Origin of the sequence: Croceicoccus estronivorus, assembly GCF_001625325.1 — a bacterium.
GTDB classification, from domain to species: domain Bacteria; phylum Pseudomonadota; class Alphaproteobacteria; order Sphingomonadales; family Sphingomonadaceae; genus Caenibius; species Caenibius estronivorus.
Window position 1 is genome coordinate 205714 of sequence record NZ_JRQQ01000006.1, and the last position, 18638, is coordinate 224351.

16 protein-coding genes and 1 tRNA gene are annotated in these 18638 nt (G+C 60.7%); 6 read left to right on the top strand and 11 right to left on the bottom strand.

Translation table 11 applies throughout. From position 1 onward, the window contains the following. Nucleotides 1-25 precede the first annotated feature (25 nt). The 3 genes from MB02_RS10725 to MB02_RS10735 are packed head-to-tail and all read right to left on the bottom strand — an operon-like array spanning nt 26 to nt 3800. Entirely contained in the window at nt 26-799 is a 774-nt protein-coding gene (locus MB02_RS10725) for an SDR family NAD(P)-dependent oxidoreductase (RefSeq protein WP_067536919.1), read from the bottom strand. A 16-nt stretch (nt 800-815) separates the two neighbouring features. Next, nucleotides 816-1640, bottom strand: coding sequence for an SDR family NAD(P)-dependent oxidoreductase (locus MB02_RS10730; protein ID WP_067536922.1), 825 nt, complete (start codon nt 1638-1640; stop codon nt 816-818). Between the two features lie 15 nt (nt 1641-1655). Next, nucleotides 1656-3800 carry a TonB-dependent receptor gene (locus MB02_RS10735; RefSeq protein ID WP_067536925.1) on the bottom strand — a complete coding sequence of 715 codons (2145 nt, stop codon included), beginning with the start codon at nt 3798-3800 and terminating at the stop codon, nt 1656-1658. 558 nt (nt 3801-4358) lie between these two features. On the opposite strand from MB02_RS10735, the gene MB02_RS10740 reads away from it, so the two are divergent. Then, nucleotides 4359-5897: a helix-turn-helix domain-containing protein gene (locus MB02_RS10740; RefSeq protein WP_067536927.1), complete on the top strand. Its 1539-nt coding sequence runs from the start codon at nt 4359-4361 to the stop codon at nt 5895-5897. 29 nt (nt 5898-5926) lie between these two features. Here MB02_RS10740 and MB02_RS10745 read toward each other — a convergent pair whose 3' ends face one another. The 5 genes from MB02_RS10745 to MB02_RS17700 all read right to left on the bottom strand — a co-directional run bounded on the left by MB02_RS10745 (nt 5927) and on the right by MB02_RS17700 (nt 10928). Further along, on the bottom strand, nt 5927-7159 hold the full coding sequence (locus MB02_RS10745; protein WP_067536930.1) for an MFS transporter: 1233 nt from the start codon (nt 7157-7159) through the stop codon (nt 5927-5929). Nucleotides 7160-7161: 2 nt separating this feature from the next. Then, complete coding sequence (locus MB02_RS10750) at nt 7162-8049, bottom strand: TauD/TfdA dioxygenase family protein (protein ID WP_235829488.1); 888 nt, start codon at nt 8047-8049, stop codon at nt 7162-7164. A 69-nt stretch (nt 8050-8118) separates the two neighbouring features. Then, on the bottom strand, nt 8119-9750 hold the full coding sequence (locus MB02_RS10755) for a thiamine pyrophosphate-binding protein (RefSeq protein ID WP_067536932.1): 1632 nt from the start codon (nt 9748-9750) through the stop codon (nt 8119-8121). Further along, complete coding sequence (locus tag MB02_RS10760; RefSeq protein WP_067536935.1) at nt 9747-10163, bottom strand: amidohydrolase family protein; 417 nt, start codon at nt 10161-10163, stop codon at nt 9747-9749. The genes MB02_RS10755 and MB02_RS10760 overlap by 4 nt, the downstream gene beginning before the upstream one ends. Nucleotides 10164-10685: 522 nt before the next feature. Continuing rightward, entirely contained in the window at nt 10686-10928 is a 243-nt protein-coding gene (locus tag MB02_RS17700; protein ID WP_156495487.1) for a hypothetical protein, read from the bottom strand. Nucleotides 10929-10932: 4 nt separating this feature from the next. On the opposite strand from MB02_RS17700, the gene MB02_RS17825 reads away from it, so the two are divergent. Further along, nucleotides 10933-11421, top strand: coding sequence for a hypothetical protein (locus MB02_RS17825; RefSeq protein WP_170304706.1), 489 nt, complete (start codon nt 10933-10935; stop codon nt 11419-11421). A gap of 677 nt (nt 11422-12098) precedes the next feature. On the opposite strand, the gene MB02_RS10770 is transcribed toward MB02_RS17825, so the two are convergent. Continuing rightward, nucleotides 12099-12189: transfer RNA gene (locus MB02_RS10770), tRNA-Ser, on the bottom strand. A gap of 77 nt (nt 12190-12266) precedes the next feature. On the opposite strand from MB02_RS10770, the gene MB02_RS10775 reads away from it, so the two are divergent. Continuing rightward, the gene (locus tag MB02_RS10775) at nt 12267-12617 is read left to right on the top strand and encodes a DUF1905 domain-containing protein (protein ID WP_067536941.1); all 351 of its coding nucleotides are present in this window, start codon (nt 12267-12269) and stop codon (nt 12615-12617) included. Here the strand turns inward: MB02_RS10775 and MB02_RS10780 are convergent. Both MB02_RS10780 and hemF read right to left on the bottom strand, forming a co-directional pair. Next, nucleotides 12614-14704, bottom strand: coding sequence for a RelA/SpoT family protein (locus tag MB02_RS10780; protein ID WP_067537348.1), 2091 nt, complete (start codon nt 14702-14704; stop codon nt 12614-12616). The two genes, MB02_RS10775 and MB02_RS10780, sit on opposite strands and share 4 nt — an antisense overlap. Before the next feature lie 209 nt (nt 14705-14913). Further along, on the bottom strand, nt 14914-15771 hold the full coding sequence (gene hemF / locus MB02_RS10785) for an oxygen-dependent coproporphyrinogen oxidase (RefSeq protein ID WP_067536943.1): 858 nt from the start codon (nt 15769-15771) through the stop codon (nt 14914-14916). Between the two features lie 44 nt (nt 15772-15815). Here hemF and pdeM point away from each other — a divergent pair, with 44 nt between their 5' ends. From pdeM to MB02_RS10800, 3 genes are all read left to right on the top strand, one after another. After that, nucleotides 15816-16508: a ligase-associated DNA damage response endonuclease PdeM gene (pdeM, locus tag MB02_RS10790; protein WP_067536946.1), complete on the top strand. Its 693-nt coding sequence runs from the start codon at nt 15816-15818 to the stop codon at nt 16506-16508. Nucleotides 16509-16628: 120 nt separating this feature from the next. Continuing rightward, nucleotides 16629-17150: a translation initiation factor IF-3 gene (gene infC, locus MB02_RS10795; protein ID WP_067536948.1), complete on the top strand. Its 522-nt coding sequence runs from the start codon at nt 16629-16631 to the stop codon at nt 17148-17150. A 65-nt stretch (nt 17151-17215) separates the two neighbouring features. Continuing rightward, nucleotides 17216-18631 carry an SLC13 family permease gene (locus MB02_RS10800; protein ID WP_067536951.1) on the top strand — a complete coding sequence of 472 codons (1416 nt, stop codon included), beginning with the start codon at nt 17216-17218 and terminating at the stop codon, nt 18629-18631. Nucleotides 18632-18638: the final 7 nt, after the last annotated feature.

The window sequence follows — 18638 nt, forward strand, 5'->3', positions numbered from 1 at the left end:
ATCGCCGCTTCCGGGCGTATCTCATTCATTCTATCGTCGCGTCGATGCATGCAACCCGCGATGATAGGCCGCCGTCCACCGGCAGTACGGTCCCGTTGACATAGGCGCTGTCGTCCGAAGCCAGGAACAGCACCGCCGCCGCGATCTCTTCGGGAGAACCGCAGCGCGAATAGGCCTCGATAGCGGCGCGTGTCTTGCGCCCGCTTTCCGTGGCGTCGAACCATGCTGTAAGCGATTTGGTCGCAGCATTGGGCAGCACGCAGTTGACCCGCACGCCGCTCTTGAAGTTCTCTACGGCCGCCGTCTGGGTGAGGCTAACGACCCCGGCCTTCGCCGCACCGTAAGCGCCGAGGCCGGGCGCCCCGCCGATGCCCGCGGCCGAGCTGATATTGATGATCGAACCGCTTTTCTGCTCCCGCATCGGCTTGAGCGCAGCGCGAATTCCGTAGAATGTCGAGGACAAGCACCCGTTCAAAACATGGTGCCAAGCCTCATCCCCCAGGTCCCGAAGGAACCCCGGCACCGTGAAACCGACGTTGTTCACAAGGATGTCTAGACGGCCGAACATGGGGACGACACCCGCCACCATGGCTTCTACCTGATCCGAACGGCTGACATCGCACGCCCAGGGAGTGGCATTCGGACCAAGGGCACCGGCGACGGCCTGGGCCTTCTCCTCGTCGATATCGCAGACGACGACCTTGGCCCCTTCCGACACGAAGCGGCGGGCAATGGCCTCCCCGATACCGCCTGCACCACCGGACCCGGTGACGATTGCAATCTGGTTTTCCAAACGCACAGTATTCCCCTCTCCCTCAGGGCATGTAGACGCCGCCGCTGACCGAAATGAGCTGGCCGGTGATGTAGCTGGACGCATCCGAGGCCAGGAACATGGCAAGGTCGGCCATGTCTTCCGGACGCCCCAGCCGCTTGAGCGGAAGATTGCTCATGTTGAAGAGCGAACCGTCGTCCATCGCCTGCTGCATGCCTTCGGGTGTGCCCATGTCCAGCCGGTTCCAGAAACTGCCAGCGGCGACATCCTCGTTCCGGTGCGGCACGATCCACCCCGGCGCGATCGTGTTGACCCGCACTCCCTTTGGCCCCCATTCGTAGGCGAGCAGCTTGGTGAAGCTGTTCACGAAGCCTTTGACAGCACCATAGTGCACGATGTTCTGCGCCGCCTCGCCGAGCAGCGAAGAATTGGACGATATGTTGATGACGCTACCGGTCCCGCGCGACAGCATGTCCTGCGCGACGGCCTGCGTGCAGTTGACTACCCCATCGATGTTGAGCGCGATTTCCCAACGCCGGGTTTCATGATCGAGGTCCTCGAACGCACAAGTCCGGCCGACCCCGCCCGCATTGTTGATGAGCACGTCGACCGGCCCGAACCTTTCGTGCGCCGCCGCAACCATGGCCACCACGCTATCCGGATCGGTGACATCCGTGCCGACAGGATGAATCGTCCCCAGGCAGCCTTGCTTCCTTGCTCGAGCGGCCAGCTTCTCCCCGGTCGCGACATCGCGCGACGCGGAGATGACGTTGGCCCCTTCGCGGGCGAATTCGACGACCAGCCCGTGGCCGATACCGCCGCTGCCGCCCGTGACGATGACGGTCTTGCCTGTCAGTCCCAGATCCATCCTGTCCGCCTTTCTTCAGAATTCCATGCTCAGATCGACGCCCCAGCTACGCGGTTCGCCAAGCTGGGCGACGGGAACGTCCCCGACCGCGAAGTGGGTCAGATAGTACTTCGCATTGGTGATGTTGCGCCCCCACAGGGCAACGCGCAGTCCTTCCACACCAGCCAGATCGGACAGACCAAACCGCCCATTCAGCAAGCCGTTTGCGCGGGTTACTACTTCAGGGTTATTCGCCAGTGCGAAATATTTATCCTGCCAAGCGTAATTTACATTCATCTCCACAACACCAAGAGGAGTTACAGGAGACTTGTAGTCCGCCGACAGGGTAAAGCTGTTTTTTGGAGCAAAAGTGAACTTGAATAGATCGGTCACGTCGTTTCCGCCGAGATCGACGACCTTCTTGAACTTCGGATCGACGTAGCCGTAGCTGCCGCTGATCGTCATCCCGTCGAACAGCAGCGCGGTCAGGTCGGCCTCGAACCCCTGGGTGACCGCCTTGCCCGCATTGATGACATCGAACAGGCGCGGATTGAACGGATCAAAGACATTGGTCTGGATGTCCTTGTATTTGCTGTAATAGGCAGACACATTGAAGCGGATACGCCGGTCGAACAGTTCCGACTTCAGGCCGGCTTCATAGGACACGAGCGTTTCCGGCCCGAATCCGGCCACGAAACGGGCCGGCGTGGTCGCTGTGGGATTGAACCCGCCGGTCTTGTAGCCTTTGGAAATCTTCGCATAGATGTTGACGTCGTCGCTGATATCGAACTGGATCGTCCCGGTGGGACTAAAATCGCTGAAGCTCCGGCTGCCTTCGGCATCGAGCAGGACGACCGTGGCCCCGCCCGGCGGCGTGCGGGTGGAAAAGACGTCCGCCTTGCGCTTATCCTTCGACCAGCGCGCGCCCACGGTGATGTGGAGCCGTTCGTCGAGGAACTGCGGGGTCCAAGTCGCCTGCCCGAACACGGCATAGGCCTTGTTGTTCCACTCGGTCTCCCGCGGACTGAGCCCGGAAGGCATGTTCGACAGATCGAGCCCATCCCCGGACTCGCTGAAGTAGTAAAGGCCGCCGATGTATTTCAGCCCGCCATCCAGAGCATCGCCGATAAGCTGGAATTCCTGGCTGAACTGCTTCTGGTTGGTGGTGTTCACATTGTTGAACGGCAGGAAAGCCCGCACCGGGCCGGGATTGTAGACCTGGTTGGTTTCGTCGCGCAGCTTCCGGTATCCGGTGATCGACTTCAGCGTCAGATTGTCGTTCAGGTCATAGGTCAACGTCAGGTTGTGCCCCTGGACCCGGGAATCGCCCGGCCGCAACACCGCGCTGCCCGAACTGCCCGAGCGCGCCCTGACTTCGTCGGGATAAAGTGGCACGGCCTGATTGAACGGCGAAGTGTCCTCGATCCATGAGGAATCGTACGTGTAGCGAGCTTCGAAATTATCACTCGGCCGCCACAGCAAGGCGCCTCTCACCGCCTGACGATCCGTATCGCCGAAGCGCTTGGAACCCGCCCCCAGATTGCGGACAAAACCATGCTTCTTCACCCGAACATAGGTCAGTTCGGCCGCGAGCGTCTCGCCGATCGGAACGTTCACGGACGTGCGCGAGCGGAATTCGCTGCGGCTGCCAAAAGTGAGGCTCTGCTTCCCCTTCCATTCGCCCAGTTCCGGCGGGCGGGTGATGAAGTTGATCGCCCCGGCGGTGGCGTTGCGACCGTAAAGCGTACCTTGCGGGCCGCGCAGCACTTCCACCCGCTCCAGCTCCGCCAGTTCGTTGGCCAGGCCCTGACCCTTGGCGACGTAGACGCCATCAACATAGACCGCCACCGGCGCATCGCGCGTCTGGGTCGCGGACGGTTCGCCGATGCCCCGGATCGTGACGCGCAGGGTTGTACCAGTATTCGGGTGGGGTGAAACCTGCATGTTCGGCACGGCAGATGACAGATCGGCCAGCGAAACGACGCGCTTGGCTTCAAGCGCGTCGGAATCGAGCGCCGAGATGGAGATCGGCGTATCCTGCAGCGATTCCGACCGCTTCTGCGCAGTCACGACGATTTCCGACAAGCCACCGCCTGTCGATTCCGTGTCCTGCGCAAACGCGGGGGCTGCCAGCCCGAGCAGTCCCAAAGCGATGGCATAGCGCGATATGAGATTATCCATTTTCGTCCTCCCCTTCCTCTGTACGATATTGTATCGTACTATTTTGATGTCATGCCTGTATGCGTGCTGTTGAGTATGGAGTTGGGTGTGGGATTCCGGTGCCGCTTGCCCACCTGCACCAGGTGTTCAGGCGCTCATGCACGCCGGGTCCGCGCACGTCATCGCGGCAGGGTTCACCCCCGAGACCACAACGCGAACCGCAGGCCCGGCGGTCAGCCTGACCTACGCGAATGCTCTAGGGGTTTTCGCCAGCCGGAAACCGATATGTTCATCATATCCCTCGCCCACTCTTTTGTGTGCGCCTCGTGCCGTTGGGTGAAACGACTGAGGCGTGCCTGTGTTCGGCATGAGAGCAGGCTAGGATTGGGGGGCGTGTCCTAGCATCCCTCATTCGGAGTATGCGTGCGAGCGCCGGATAGATTAGAAATGCACAAGAAAATCGGCCAATTCCCTTAGCTTGACGAATACTCGCAAAATTTGAAGCGCCACCCTTGCGCAGCGAGTTATAAATATCAGGCAGGGAGAAAAAACAGAGGCCGGACACAAAGAGGAAGCGTGATGGAGCGAATCATCAGCATCGGCGAAAGCGACCGCAGCCTGCTCAAGGAACTGGCCCTCTCGGCCCGCACGCATAGCTATGCGCAACGGTGCAACATCATTCTCGCCTCGGCGGTTCCGGGCACATCCGCTGCGGATATTTCACGGCAACTCGGTATTTCGCAGGCAACCGTCCGCCGTTGGCAAAAGCAGTTCGCCGAACATGGCGTCGCCGGCCTCGCCGATGCGCAGCGCACCGGGGCACCGCGCCAAATCGGTGAGCAGACGTACGCCGCCATCTTCGATCTCCATGCACAAGGCCTGGACACCCGGCGTATCGCGACCCGGACGGGGGTCAGCCAGAGTTCGGTATCGAGGATTATCCGCAAAGCTCAACCCATCCAACCGCCCGATACGGCTTCATGCCCACAAGTGGACAAGGTCGTCGAACAACTGACGGTAGAATTGTTCGAAAGCCTTGCAGACGATATACCGCTGAGCCGCTTCCTCACAAAAGTGCAGGAAGCAACCGGATCCGATTATGGGATCGTCCTGGCATTGTCTCAGGGCAAGAAGAAGCCCACCCTCGTACTGTCGGACGGGCGTTCGCTCGAAGGAACACTTCCATACCTGGAAAAACACTATCACAGGGAACTGCTTGCAGACCTTTCCGAAGGGGTCGTCACCCTCGTCAGCGATCTTTTTTCACCAGAAGAGCTGAGACAAACGGATTACTACAAGGAATATCTGTCGCATTACGGGATCGGCCACATCCTCGGTGTGGATATTGGCACCGTGCGCGGCATTTCCGGCAAGTTCCGACTGGCGCGCCTGGAAACGAGGATGGACTTCGGAGCACGGGAACGGGCGATCTGCCGGGGTCTAGTCCCCTATCTTCGCGCAGCGCTCAATCTTTTTGTACAGAGGATCGATACCGAAGCAGAAAAGGATGCCCTGTCCCTCACCGTGTCCGGCATGTCCGTTGGCAGCATCATGGTCGATCCCGACGCCCACGTCCTCGAAGCCAATCCCCCCGCGCTGGCGATATTAGGCGAGGCCGATGGCATCATCACGACAGCGGGCAGGATCGCATTGCAGAACCCCAGCCAGTCCCGGCAGTTGCACGAACTGATCCGCCGAAACGCCGAAGCATCGATCGATCAATCGGTATCGGGGCTGACCCGCGCCATGCTGGTGGACCGGCCGTCGGGGAAGGAAAGCATCAGCCTGCTTGTCCGCCCGGCGACCCGCTATAACCGCCGCCAACTGACCATACGGCCCACGGCGCTGATCCACGTTGTCGATCCTGCCCAGCCGCGCGTGACCGTAATCAACGCCTTGACCGAACTGTTCGGCCTGACCCAGGCGGAAGCGAAAGTCGCCCTGTCACTATCCAACGGGTTTACGATCAACGACACCGCCCGCCTGGGCGCCACCACCAAGAACACCGTGCGTTCGCAAGTCCGCTCGATCTTCTCCAAGATGGGCATAAACCGCCAGTCCCAACTTATCCGAACCACATTGATCAGCGTCGCATTATTTTCCCTCAAGCATGAGTAATGCGTTCGCCCGCCCCAAGCCGGTGCGGATCACTTTCCGTTTGCCGCGCGGACAGGCAAGATGGCGGCGGCCGCGAACGCCAAGACCAACAGGAACTGTTCGAAGGCGGGCGTATAGCTTCCGGTGGCATCAAAAGCGGAACCGACGATGTGCAGCCCCAGCAAGTTGAGCGGAAGCATTACGGCGGACATGAGCCCCATCGCCCCACCCAGCGCCAGCACCCCGAACCGCCTGCCGACGATCATCGCCCAAAGCGGCATGACACCGCCGACCGCAGGGCCCGAGAAGATCACGGCCGCCAGCAAGAACGGATAGGCAGGCATGGCGATCAGCGCCGCGAACAAGCAAATATTGAGCGCGACCACCGCCAGAAACAACCATCGCGGATCGATCCGGTCGGCCAGAGCGCCCAGTCCGAGTTTGCCCGCCACAGCCGTCCCGGAGATGGCCGACACCAAAGCCGTGCCTTGCGCCAGGCTGAAACCGCGATCCGTTGCATAGGCAATCAGGCAGGACAGCAAGGCACCGTTCGTCGCCATGACTGCGCCGATCGCGAAAGCGATCAGCCAGAAATCCTTTTGCACCAGCACACTGCTGAACCGTCTGGAGGCAGGCACCGCATCTGCTTCACTCGTCGGCGTGCGGACATCGGCGGGCAACAAGATCCAAACGAGGCCGAAGATCACAGCGGAGGTCGTTACGGCAAAACTCGTCATCGCATACCGCCAGCCCGCTGCGTCGATCAGGATCGCCAGGATAGGCACCACGACCACCCCTCCGGTCGACATTGCGACGGATGCGATGCCGATCGCCAGCCCGCGCTTGCGGGTGAACCAGCGGGACACGAGTGTCGAAGCCGTAATCGGGCCAAGCGCGGCCGCACCAGGGGCGAGGAGAAAGAACGCGGCGAGCAGCGCCGTCATCACCTGATTGCTGGCGGCAATCGTCACCCAGCCTGCAGCGAACAGCAGCGCGCCACAGCTCACCACGAGCCGGCCTGACACGCGGTCGAGAGTCCGTCCGACAAGCGGCCCGAAGACCGCCATACCGATCAGCAAGGTCATGAGGCCGAGATTGACCGTCGCACGTGGCAGGCCGAAATCGAGTGACAGCGGCTTCAGAAGCACCGCAAAACCATAGGAAATACTGCCGATCGCAACCATCTGCGCGAAGAAGAGCAATCCCAACGCCTGCCAGCGTTGCGCCTCGCGAACCGACTCGGTAACGGCCATCGGCTCCACGCTGCTTTCCGCGGGGAGCATCTTCACATGCCGCCAGTCGGGCCGACCGGGCAGTCGCCGACAACCGTGACCCGTTCGAGATGGCGAGAACCGACGTAGTCGGCAACACCGTAGTGCTGGGTGGAGCGGTTATCCCAGAAAGCGATGGAGCCGACCTCCCAGCGGAAACGCACTTGATATTCCGGCCGCTTCACCTCGTCGAACAAGCGCGTCAGCAGCGCGTCGCTTTCCTCCTCGGAGACATCCAGAATTCGGGTGGTGAAGCCACTGTTGACGTAGAGCAACCGCTCGCCCGTTTCGGGATGGATGCGCACGACGGGATGGCTCTGCGGGGGATGACGTTCCAAAAACGCAGCGCGCTTTTCCTCGGTATCGAGGTGATGGCCAAAGGCGGCAAGGCCGGTATGAACGGCGTTGAGCGTCTCGATGCGCGCCTTCAGTTCATCGTCGAGACCGGCATAAACCGCCGCCGCGTTGCACCAAAGGGTATCGCCCCCCAAGGGCGGGATCTTGTAGGCCAGCAGGACGGAGGAAGCCGAAGGCGTATCCCGAAAGGTCGTATCGCTATGCCAGAAATCGGCAGCGGGCGCGTGCCGCCCTTCCTTCAATCCCCCTATGGAATCGAGCACGAGCATTTCCGGATGATCGGCATGTGCCGAGAGCGGATGCACCTCGAGTTCGCCGAAGCGCCGACCGAAGGCGACATGTTGCGTTCGAGTCAGGGATTGGTTGCGGAAGAAAACGACCTTGTAGCGCAGCAGCGCCTTGTGGATCAGGTCGATCTCGGCATCGCCCGCATCCGCGATATCGATGCCCCCGATCTCTGCACCGATCAAGGGCTGAACCTGTCTCACCGTTACGCCGGGTATTTTCGGCACGATCCCACCATCCAGCATATGGTCAACTCCCATTCTCATTCTCAAGAATTCTATCGTATCGTTCAGGATACGGTGTACCTGCGAAATCTCCTGAAGCCACCATCATAGCTGGAGAGGGATCATTCCGGTTATGTCGATTTCAATCAGGTTCGGACCCGCCGCCGCCATAGCCTCGGCGAAAGCTTCCTCGAACGCTGCCACCGTGGACACCCGTCGGGACGGCAGCCCCATGGCTTTCCCGAGCATTTCAAAATCGGGCGTGTGCAAGTCGACAGCGACATGAGGAGTGCCTGCCAGCGATTGCAGGTATTTCAGGCTGCCATAGCCCTTGTTGTTGAAGACCAGCACCGTCACATTCGTGCCGGCCTCCACGGCGGTTGCCAGTTCGCCGAGGTTGAGCATGACCCCTCCATCCCCGTGGAGCACAATCGTACGTCGACCCGAACCGATCGCCGCCCCGATCCCGATGGGCAGCGCAGGCCCGATGGCTAGGCTGGCGATATATGTGAATTGACGCGGCTGACGCACGGGCAGCCGCAGGCTTCCCCATGTGGTGCCTGTCATGGTGGCATCGCAGACCACATTCCTGTCGACCGGGGCCAGCCGGTCGATCACATCGCAGATACGTGCATGATGCGAGCCGATGCGTTTTTCCGTTTCCAGCGCCAAAGATTTCCTGACGCGTGCCGCCAGAGCAAGGTAGCCGTCATCGATTGCGATAGCCCCGAGGCGACTGGCGAGCGCTCCGGCGCAAAGCCCAGAATCTCCCACGATCCCGATCTCCGGGTGGTAATTGCGCCCCAGAACCGTCGCATCGATATCGATATGGATCAGACGAGGCGGCAGCCGCAAAGACCAGAACCAGGTCGCCACCGTCTGAAAGCGCGTACCGATAGCCAGCACGGTATCAGCCTGCTCAAGCAATTCGCGAAAGGCCGGATAATGGGTCTGGCTGCCCACGAACAGCGGATCGTGTGTCGGGATAACCCCCCGGCCATTCAAGGAACTGACGATCGGTGCACCCAGCCGCACGGCGAGGTCACGTAGGTCCTGCGTCGCGCGCGCGCTGACGCACCCCCCGCCGAGCCATAGCAGCGGACGCTTTGCCTCACCCAGCAGGTCCGCCGCTTTGTCCAGCAAGGCTTCGTCGGGTACCGGGGCGGGCGGTTGTATGAAGCACGCATCCGCTTCACCGACATGAGCAGACAGCAGGTCGGTCGGTATTTCCACCGCGCCGGGCTGGGGTCGGCCCGAACAGATATCCGCCACGACCGAAAGGATGGTGTCGGTAATCCGCTCCGCATACATTACGCATTCGCTTCGCCGCGTAACGCTGCGCAGCATCGGAAGCTGCCCTTCCGCGTCATGGATGAAGCCTTTGCCCCTGCCCAGATGTACGCGATCGACCTGAGTGGTGATGAGCAGCACGGGGGATGATGCGAAACCTGCCTCGTACAGGCCGTTCACCGCGTTGGCGGTTCCCGGACCGGTGCTGACGATCGCCACCCCAAGTTCGCCCGTGGCCCGCGCATATCCATCGGCCGCGTGCACTGCCCCCGCTTCGTGGCGTGCCCCGATCAGGCGAATATGCTCTCTTCGCGCCAAGGCATCGTAGAGTGCAAGGTTATGTTGGCCCGGAACGCCGAATACCGTGCGAACCCCCAAGGCCTCCAGCGCATCGCAAACCGCATCACCCCCTGTCCGGGCGGCGGCGACAGAAGTGACGGAGTTCATGCCTTTCCTCCCGCAATCGCGGGGCTCGCACCGCGAACGGGCCGTCGGGGGGACTGACCGGTGGGCGTGCCTTCCCGCTGGATCGAAACGCCGCTCACGATTGTCGCGGCATAGCCGTCCGCGCCTTGCGTCAGGCGTCGCCCGCCAGCGGGCAGATCGTGCCGCACACCGTGCTTGTGGAGCTTGAGCCGATCCAGATCGATCACGTTGAGATCGGCCTTGAGGCCTTCGGCCAATACCCTCCGATCATGAAAGCCCGCCGCACGTACGGGCTTCCGACTCAGCGCATTGATGACCCATTGCAGCGGAAGTCGGCCGTTCGCCCCGTCGCGCACCCAATGGGCGAGCATGAATGTCGGGAAGCTGGCATCGCAGACCAACCCTCCCCGAATAACGAGATCCAAGTCAGACATTACCTCTCCTCACTTTATGGGCTGAATTTGAGGCAATGTGGGAAAATCATCATCCCACTATTGGATGAGAGACAGAAAAGCGAATTCGGCCCTGTTTTCCGAAATTTCCTTGCCGTTCCATGACTGATAGAAGACCCTGAACCATTAATTTATTCCATGGAAGCTCACCTAGGCGGCGAAAAGGATCGGACGGGTGAATGCGAACTGCTCTTCCCGTCTTGGAGCGTCCCTGGTCAGACCATAAGATCTGCCGCCCGGCTATTTTCCCGGATCGTTCCCTTGGACCCGCGGCGCGCAACCTGGGCCGACGCTTTGAAATCGGCGTGTATCTTGCTGCTGATGGCTTGAAATAGCGCTTTAGTGTCTATTGTGGTTTCCGCAAAGATAGAGCCAGCATTGCTCGCCAGCCTATCTTATTCGGGCTCAAACGGGAACGTCACGTTTGCGAACTAGGGTTGCTTCTCGTCCCGTTGCGGCGGCTCGCAGCCGCTGCCACGGGCGAGCGCGGTCTTGCTCCTTCCTTCACAGCAGGGAGTCCGGCACCGGAAGCGGTACGGACCCTGCCATATCCGCATCCTCGCCGGGGTCGGCATCCTCCTCTTCCGATCCATCGCGGCCATCTACCAGAGCCAAGGGGTCTGCATCGTCGTCCTGATCGGCCGCGATAGCATTAATCGCCGCAACGATCTCTTCCCCTCCGGCGTGCTGCCGTGCCTGTGCCTGCTCGATCGCATCGCGCTTGGCCTGCCGCCGCCTCCGATCCATCTGGTTGATGATCCTCCCTCATCTCGTCGGCCAGCATCTGTTCGAGCAAGCGCAGGTGTCCTACATCCTGGCGGTTCATCCCACTCAGCATTCCGGCAAACACCCCATGGTCGAGAAAGCTCTTCTGCCACGGAGCGATAAAGCCATCGTCCGCAAATACCTTGCCCCAACTGCGGGCTGTCTCCTTATCCTCCTCCTGGTCCAGCTCGTCATCCAGGACCCAGGCATCGGGCTCCACCAGATCTCCATAGGCCTTTTTAATCACGAGCATCCTGAACCCCGCGATCCGGGCCCGGATCACTTCAATGGCCACCATGCAATAGGCGATATCGGCGATCCAGATCATCTCAACCGGGCCATCAGGGATGAAGTAGTCGCTGAGCTCTGCGCGCAGGTTGGCTTCGCGACTGTGGCTCTGTCCCGGCAGCGGCGGCCGGGGCCCGGCCAGCAGGTTTGCTTTTCTGGTCTGTATCCCTTTGAGGTTCATGAGTGATCTTGTCCGGATCCAAATTTGCAGGTCACGTATCAGGCTGGTGTCACGACCTTGGGAACGCAAAATTCGGAAGGGATGAAATCCATTATATTACACAATATCAATTGCTTAATATTATAGCTGTCCTCCTTCGTGCCACGTGTCACGACCTCTCCCTGTCAAGTCCGGCGGATCGCAAGAAGAGAACATATCCACCACAACAGGCATAGTGGAGGGACGGGCGCGGCCTTCAGGCGCACGGCAAAAAGTGCAAGACGAACCTGGGGTGATCGGGCAGAGCGAGCGATCTCCGTTCCTCGTTCGACGGCGGCAGGGTTGTGACGGCACATTGAGGCAGGTGATTCGCAGGCATGGTAGTGCCTGCGCATTGGGAGGCTCACGAGGATGAGAACCGCTCGAGCAGCGCTTTCCCCCGCAACAGCGCATGCTGCGCTGCAACCAATCGGAGCACAGGACGGGCCTCGGTTATCACCTTTTTTGGGCGTGATGGGGCTAGGTGATCGGGGGCGGACAACCCGCCCCGAAACCGACCATTAGGGGGGACCGGATTCTCCGTTTTTGATCGACCCTCCCGCGCAAGGCATTCTTGCGCGACTCCGTACTACGGATTGAACCACAAAAACCCCAGAATACTGGGGTTTTTGGGACACATCGAAACGAAGTTTTTGCTGTCTGACTGGCGGAGCGGGAGGGATTCGAACCCTCGATACGGGGTTACCGTATACACACTTTCCAGGCGTGCGCCTTCGACCACTCGGCCACCGCTCCGCTTGCCTGACAATTCACGCGCCCTAGCCGCGACTTGCGGCTTTCGCAAGGCACCCAATGCTGGCAAATTTCATTCCATGGATTCATTCTCATCCCGCGCGCCCGTCAGCAATGCCGAACGTGTCGCGTGCCGGACCCGCTTGTGGCGCTGGACGGCTGGCAATTCCGGCGCCTGGTTCTTCCTCACCATTTCAGGAGAAGCCGCAGAGCAGATTGCCGGCCATGCGCTGATGCGCCGTCTCGAATTGGGTAAAACACGCGGTTTCGGCGCAGTGAAAGTCAGCGTGCGGATAGGTTCGAGTTGCTGGGATACATCGGTTTTTCCCAGTGCGGACAACACCTGGATCTTGCCGGTGAAAGCTGCAATCCGCCGCGCGGAAAATCTGACGGAAGGCAGCTACGCCGATGTCGAGCTTGTATTGCTCTAGATCCGCTCTGCCTCGGCCACGGCATCGCTCGCACGCAAGGCACTGACGATTCGCGTCAGATGCGCGAGATCCTGCACCTCAAGATCGACCTCATAGGTTCCAAAGGGACCATCGCGCTGAATCATCTGCAAATTGGTGACATTGGCGTGATTCTTGGCGAAAATAGCGGTCACTTCGGCGAGCGTGCCCGTGCGGTTATACAGCACTGTGCGAAGACGCCCCACGGCACCCCGCGAACGCTCGCCCCAGGACAAATCAATCCAGTCGGCATCGATGCCATTCGCCAGTTCGAGGCAATCGATAGCATGCACTTCGACACCCTGGCCCGGCTTCTTCAACCCGACGATGCGATCGCCCGGAACCGGGTGGCAGCATTCTGCCAGACTGAAGCCCGCCCCCGGTGTCAGCCCCTTGATGGAAACCGCACGTTCCTGTTTGGGCCAGGCATTCAATTCCGAGAGTTCCCGCGCACTGCCCGGAACCAACGCCTCCATGACTTCGCGGTCGTCGAGCTTCGCCGTGCCGATCGCGACCATCATGTCGTCCTCACGCTCGAACCCCAGGCGTTTCACCGCTTCGCGGATAGCCTTCTTGCCGATCTTGGTCGGGAGTCGGTCGCAGATTTCCTCGAACAGCTTCGTGCCGATGGCAGCGATCTCCGCCCGTTCCTTCTGCCGTACCGCACGACGAATGGCCGCGCGGGCCTTGCCTGTCACGACAAAGCTGAGCCAGGACAATTCCGGGCCCGAATTCTCACTCTTGATGATTTCGACAACGTCGCCGTTATTAAGCTGCGTTCGCAACGGCACATGCCGGCCATTGATCTTGGCCCCTACGGCCTGGGCCCCGAGATCGGTGTGCACGGCAAAGGCGAAATCGACAGGCGTGGCCCCCTTGGGCAACTGGAACAGGGTTCCCTTCGGAGTAAAGGCGAAGATCCGGTCATGGTAGATCGCCAGCCTCGTATGTTCGAGCAGTTCCTCGGCATCGTGGCTGGCATCGACGATTTCGATCAAATCGCGCAGCCACCCGACCTGCCCGTCCGGCCGATCCCCCTGCTTGTACGCCCAGTGCGCCGCCAGACCGAATTCGTTGGTGCGATGCATGTCCCGCGTGCGAACCTGCACCTCCATGCGCATCGAATTTTCATAGATCAGCGAGGTATGGAGCGAACGGTAGCCATTCGACTTCGGCGTGGAAATGAAATCCTTGAACCGGCCGGGAATCATTTGCCACGTTGTGTGCAGCACGCCCAATGCGCGGTAGCAATCCTCCACAGTGTCGGCGATAACCCGGAAGGCCATGATGTCGGTAATCTGTTCGAAGCTGACATGACGTTCGGCCATCTTCTTCCAGATCGAATAGGGATGCTTTTCGCGCCCTGAAACTTCCACGCGCACACCGGCCTCGGCCAGCGCCTGCTTGATCGCCAGAGCAATGGCATCGACATGCCCGCCTTCCTGACTGCGAATCTGGTCGAGGCGCCCGGTAATAGTGGCATAGGCTTCCGGTTCCAGTTGCTCGAAAGACAGCAACTGCATCTCGCGCATGTACTCGTACATGCCCACGCGCTCTGCCAGGGGGGCATAGATATCCATCGTCTCTTTCGCGATGCGGCGGCGCTTCTCCTCGCTGCGAATGAAGTGCAGCGTTCGCATGTTGTGGAGACGATCGGCCAGCTTGACGAGCAGAACCCGCAGGTCCTCGCTCATGGCGAGGAAGAACTTGCGCAGATTCTCCGCCGCCCGTTCATTCTCCGTCATTGCCTCGATCTTGGAGAGCTTCGTCACCCCGTCGACCAAGCGGGCAACGTCCTTGCCGAAAAGCCTTTCGATCTCGTCAGGCGTGGCGAGAGTGTCTTCGACCGTATCGTGCAACAGCGCAGTAACGATAGTTTCCTGATCGAGCTTCAACTCGGTCATCAGGCCGGCGACTTCTATCGGATGGCTGAAATAGGGATCGCCGCTGGCACGTTTTTGCGCCCCATGTTTCTGCACCGTGTAGACATAGGCGCGATTGAGCAACGCCTCATCCGCTTCGGGGGCGTATTCCTTTACACGTTCGACAAGTTCGTACTGGCGCAGCATTGCAGTCATGATGTGAGGATTTCCTGTTGCAATGCAATGGCAAAGCGCATGCAGTGAAGCATTGCGGTATCAAAGAAAAACCGCCCTTCGCACCACTGCATCGTCAATGAAATTCTTTGTATTCCAGACAACTGGGGCAGACGCGCCCGCAGATCAGGCCAAGGTGCACCGGACATTCACACTCGAAATCCGCGTTCTGTCAGCGAATGTCAGGTCCATACGGCTTCCGGCGGCAGACTCATCAGGATTGCGTCGATGTTCCCACCGGTCTTCAAACCGAACAGCGTCCCCCGGTCATAGACGAGGTTGAATTCCGCATACCGGCCCCGCCATTCCAGTTGCCGGAGTTTGTCTTCGCTGCTGAATCCCATATTCATCCGGCGGCGCACCAATGCCGGAAAAACGGACAGAAAGGCGGAACCGACATCGCGAGTGAAGGCAAAGTTGCGTTCCCATTCCGCTTCGTCCGCGCATTCCACATGATCGTAGAAAATGCCTCCGACGCCGCGATGGACCCGGCGATGGGGAATGAAGAAATAATCGTCCGCCCATTGCTTGAAGCGCGGATAGTGCTCCGGATCGTGTGCGTCACACGCTTGCCGCATGGCGGCATGGAATTCCCGCGTATCGTCTTCGTACGGGATCGGCGGATTGAGATCAGCGCCACCACCGAACCAAGCCTTGCTGGTGGTAAGGAAACGCGTGTTCATGTGCACAGCGGGAACATGCGGGTTTGCCATGTGGGCGACCAGACTGATCCCGGTAGCAGTAAAACCCGGATTGTCCGCACCGGCCCCGTGCATGGTCTTGGCAAATTCCGGCGCAAACTCGCCTTCCACGGTCGAAACATTGACTCCGACCTTTTCAAACACCTTGCCTTTCATCACACCGCGCACACCCCCGCCGCCATCGGAGCTGTCGGGAGTTTCGCGATCCCAGCGAACATACTCGAATTGCGCATCGCTGCCCATCTCGCGCTCGATCGCCTCGAATGCGGCGCAGATATTGTCGCGCAGGCTTTCGAACCAGTCCTTCGCGCGGGCGGTGTAAGGTGTCCAGTCAGTCATGGAGAGGCCTTGCCAAGTTGCGCCGCATACGGCAAGCACCAGTGATGGTTCCCCTTTCGTTCGCAGGCGAGGATTGGTTGCTGATGCGGTCCGGCGCCCTGTTCCGGCCGCGTCAGAAATGTCTGCTTGTCTCTGACCTTCATCTCGAAAAGGCAAGCTATTTCGCCAGTCACGGACAAATGCTGCCGCCCTATGACAGCCGGGAGACCCTGGCGCGTGTCGCCGATGCCATTCGCGAAACTGGCGCAAGACGCGTCTATTGCCTGGGGGACAGTTTCCACGACGACCAGGCGCTGTCGCGGATGGAGCCCTATGCGGCCGGGATGCTGGCAAGCCTGACCCGCTCGACCGACTGGGTGTGGATCGCCGGCAATCATGACGCGGATTGCAACTCTTCGGATCTCGGCACAGTCGTAGAAGAGGTTGAAGATGCCGGTGTCGTCCTGCGCCATCGCGCCCTGCCCGGAGAAACGCGGCCCGAGCTATCCGGGCACTTCCACCCCCGTCTGCGCGTAACCGTCCGCGATCGCCGCATCAGGCGTGCCTGCGCGGTCATTGCTGCGGGAGGCAATGGCCCGATGCGCATGATTCTGCCCTCTTTCGGTGCGCTGACCGGGGGCATGGATGCGGGCGATCCGGCGATTGTCGAGGCCATGCAGCCGGCCCGGACGATAGATGCCGCCCTGGCGGCCGGCGGGCGGCTGGCAACCTTCCCACTCTGGCGTGCGACAGCCTGAACGAGGAAAAGCTTGATCCGCTTACTTGCCGACCCCCTTTTACAAGTGCGCGAATCGCTTTAAGAGGCGCAATCTAAGTAAATCCAAGGAGAACCTGCTATACCTCGTCCACCCCGGCGCATGATGGCGCCGCCCGTCAAAAGCGGGCCCCGCTACGACAATTTCATTCTCGTCGATAAAGTTCGCGTCATTGACGAAAACGGCGAGAATATCGGCGTGATGTACACGCGCGAAGCGATTGAGCAGGCCGCAGAAGTGGGCCTCAATCTCGTAGAAGTTTCGCCCAATGCGGACCCGCCGGTCTGCAAGTTCCTCGATGTCGGCAAGTATCGCTACGAAGCGCAGAAGAAAGCCAATGCTGCGCGCAAGACGCAAAAGACCCAGGATATCAAGGAGGTCAAAATGCGTCCCAATATCGATACACACGATTACGACGTGAAGATGCGGAACGTCCATCGCTTCATCGAGGATGGTGACAAGGTCAAGGTTACTCTCCGCTTCCGCGGACGGGAAATGAGCCACCAGCAACTCGGCATGGACCTGCTGCGTCGCGTTCAGGATGACGTGGCCGAAATCGCCAAAGTCGAAGCCTATCCGCGACTCGAAGGCCGTCAGATGTTGATGGTGCTGGCTCCGAAATAGGCGGCACCTGACGGGCCGACTCCGGAATAGCCGGAGGGGCCCTCCAAAGGGAGGGGAAACCGCGCATGACCGCACGCCGTATCGGCTTCTGGCTCGGTTTGACCGGTTTTTTCACCACAATCCTGTTCCCCGCACCCGGTGCCATGCCCGATCAGGCATGGCCTGTGGCGGGGCTGGTGATCTGGATGGCAGCGTGGTGGATGACGGAGGCGATACCGCTGACGGCAACCGCGCTCCTCCCCTTTCTGGTTCTGCCCATGGCCGGGATTTCCTCGGCCCGGGAAACGGCGTCGAGTTACTATTCCCCCATCCTGTTCCTGATTCTGGGCGGCGCGTTCATCGCGCTCGCCATCGAGCGGACGGGACTGCACCGGCGCCTGGCCCTCCTGTTGCTCAAACAGCTCGGCACAGGCGGTGGCGCGACACGGCTGTTGCTGGCCTTCATGCTGTCGGCCGCCATCCTGTCGATGATCATTTCCAACACTTCGACCGCCCTCATCATGATGCCGATGGCCCTGGCCGTGCTGGCGGGCGGCGGCGTGCGGGAAGGAGAACAGAGTGGGCTGGCCGGGGCCTTGCCGATGGGCATCGCCTTCGCCGCCTCCATCGGCGGGCTGGGAACAATCGTCGGTTCACCCACCAATGCGATTGCCGTGGGTCTGTTCGACAAGTTGCTGGGCCTCAAGATATCGTTCGCCGTATGGAGCCTGTATGGCCTGCCGATCGTCCTGGCTGGCGTGCCCCTGGCCGCGTGGATCATCGCGAAAGTCCAACGGGTCTCCAGCCACCCTTTCGACATTGCCGCAGCGCGCAGGGCAGTCGGCAGCCATGAACCCCTTGGCCTGCCGGAACGACGGCTGATCCCGCTGGTCGCTCTTGCCGTTACCCTCTGGATGGCCCGCCCGATCCTCGAACCGTTCTTTCCTCAAGGCGCGCTTACCGATGGGACGGTCGCAATCGCCGTTGGCTTGCTGCTGTTCATTCTGCCTGATGGAACGGGCCGTCCCCTGCTTGTCTGGGCGGAGGCAGATCGCGCGCCGTGGGGCGTCATCATGATGTTCGGTGGCGGATTGGCCCTGGCCAGCGGAATGACCGCGTCCGGGCTGGCCGACTGGCTGGGTCAGGCATTGCTGCCGCTGTCCGCCGTCCCGCTGCTGTTGGTCGCATTGGCAACAGTGGCACTGGTCATCGTGATCACCGAGTTCGCCAGCAACGTCGCCACGGCCAGCGGCATCGTGCCAGTGGTGGCGAGTCTGGCCGCCGCACTAGGGGTGGATCCCATGTTCCTCGCTATGCCCGCAGCCCTCGCCGCGAGTTGGGGTTTCATGCTTCCCGCCGGCACCGGGCCCAATGCCATCGCCTGGGCGACCGGGCATATTCGCCTGCCGCGCATGGTGGCGGCCGGACTGGTCCTCGATATTGCGGGGGCGTTTCTGATTGTCGGAATAGTCTGGGCCGTGGCCCGCATCACCGGGATTTAAGCCGCTC

Coding starts and splice junctions, on each gene's coding strand:
- MB02_RS10730 (WP_067536922.1), bottom strand. CDS start 1,640: ATGGATCTGGGACTGACAGGCAAGACCGTCATCGTCACGGGCGGCAGC.
- MB02_RS10735 (WP_067536925.1), bottom strand. CDS start 3,800: ATGGATAATCTCATATCGCGCTATGCCATCGCTTTGGGACTGCTCGGG.
- MB02_RS10740 (WP_067536927.1), top strand. CDS start 4,359: ATGGAGCGAATCATCAGCATCGGCGAAAGCGACCGCAGCCTGCTCAAG.
- MB02_RS10745 (WP_067536930.1), bottom strand. CDS start 7,159: ATGCTCCCCGCGGAAAGCAGCGTGGAGCCGATGGCCGTTACCGAGTCG.
- MB02_RS10750 (WP_235829488.1), bottom strand. CDS start 8,049: ATGGGAGTTGACCATATGCTGGATGGTGGGATCGTGCCGAAAATACCC.
- MB02_RS10755 (WP_067536932.1), bottom strand. CDS start 9,750: ATGAACTCCGTCACTTCTGTCGCCGCCGCCCGGACAGGGGGTGATGCG.
- MB02_RS10760 (WP_067536935.1), bottom strand. CDS start 10,163: ATGTCTGACTTGGATCTCGTTATTCGGGGAGGGTTGGTCTGCGATGCC.
- MB02_RS17700 (WP_156495487.1), bottom strand. CDS start 10,928: ATGGATCGGAGGCGGCGGCAGGCCAAGCGCGATGCGATCGAGCAGGCA.
- MB02_RS10775 (WP_067536941.1), top strand. CDS start 12,267: ATGGATTCATTCTCATCCCGCGCGCCCGTCAGCAATGCCGAACGTGTC.
- MB02_RS10780 (WP_067537348.1), bottom strand. CDS start 14,704: ATGCTGCGCCAGTACGAACTTGTCGAACGTGTAAAGGAATACGCCCCC.
- hemF (WP_067536943.1), bottom strand. CDS start 15,771: ATGACTGACTGGACACCTTACACCGCCCGCGCGAAGGACTGGTTCGAA.
- pdeM (WP_067536946.1), top strand. CDS start 15,816: ATGGTTCCCCTTTCGTTCGCAGGCGAGGATTGGTTGCTGATGCGGTCC.
- infC (WP_067536948.1), top strand. CDS start 16,629: ATGATGGCGCCGCCCGTCAAAAGCGGGCCCCGCTACGACAATTTCATT.
- MB02_RS10800 (WP_067536951.1), top strand. CDS start 17,216: ATGACCGCACGCCGTATCGGCTTCTGGCTCGGTTTGACCGGTTTTTTC.